At 30.1% G+C, this 831-nt stretch carries 1 protein-coding gene; it reads left to right on the top strand.

What is annotated here, in order from left to right:
* Positions 1-482: 482 nt before the first annotated feature.
* Positions 483-831 (top strand): DNA adenine methylase (locus ACP5QL_RS09230; protein WP_428127296.1); only part of this gene is annotated, 349 nt, incomplete at its 3' end.

The following is an 831-nucleotide window of genomic DNA, read 5'->3' as shown; positions in this document are numbered from 1 at the left end:
ATAATTAAAAATGATATAAGAAAGTATTAAAAAATAACGATTATTCTCTATTCCATTGTTTAGATACTTCCCTTTTACCTTTTTAAAGGTGATAAAGTTCTCCTTTTTTTCCTTTCTACAGGTGATAGAGTTCCCCCTTCTTTTAAAGAGTTAACCTAGAAAAAAGCCTTAATGATATATATGGGTTAACTTTTTTGGCAAAAGAAAGAATTTATCCATTTAAAAACACTTCACTTGCAACGCTATTTTCCATATCTATTACTTTTTCTATAGGCTTGTCTTTTATAGCATAGTTATTTAATATGCCGCCTAATTCCTTGGAAGAATTTGCGATAATTAATCTTTTTCTGTATTTAGCAGGGATAGTAATCTTATCTTTTTTAACAAGTTTATTACGTCCCTATAAGGGTTAGAAATCATCGCCGAGCAGGAGAAGGTGATGGTGGTGGATTATGTTTATTATGTCCCTGTAAGGATTAGAAATGAAGATTATAAAATCTTATCCGTTTGTTAAATGGGCTGGTGGGAAGAGTCAGTTACTAAGAATCTTAAAACTCTTTGTGCCTGAAAATTACGATACATACATTGAACCATTCTTAGGCGGTGGTGCATTATTTTTTAGTTTGATGCCACAAAAAGCCATAGTAAGTGATATAAACCAAGAACTTATAAATGCTTATATTGTTATAAGAGATAAAGTTTATGATTTGATAGAAAGTCTTAAAAAATATAAAAATGATATGGAGTATTTCTATGAGATTAGAAGATTAGACGCTAAGAAACTATCAGATGTAGAAAGGGCAAGCAGGTTTATATATCTGAATAAAACTT

Source organism: Dictyoglomus sp. (genome assembly GCF_049968615.1).
GTDB classification, from domain to species: Bacteria; Dictyoglomota; Dictyoglomia; order Dictyoglomales; family Dictyoglomaceae; genus Dictyoglomus; species Dictyoglomus turgidum.
The sequence above is the reverse complement of the archived record's forward strand: the minus strand, read 5'-3'. Positions and strand labels throughout refer to the sequence as shown.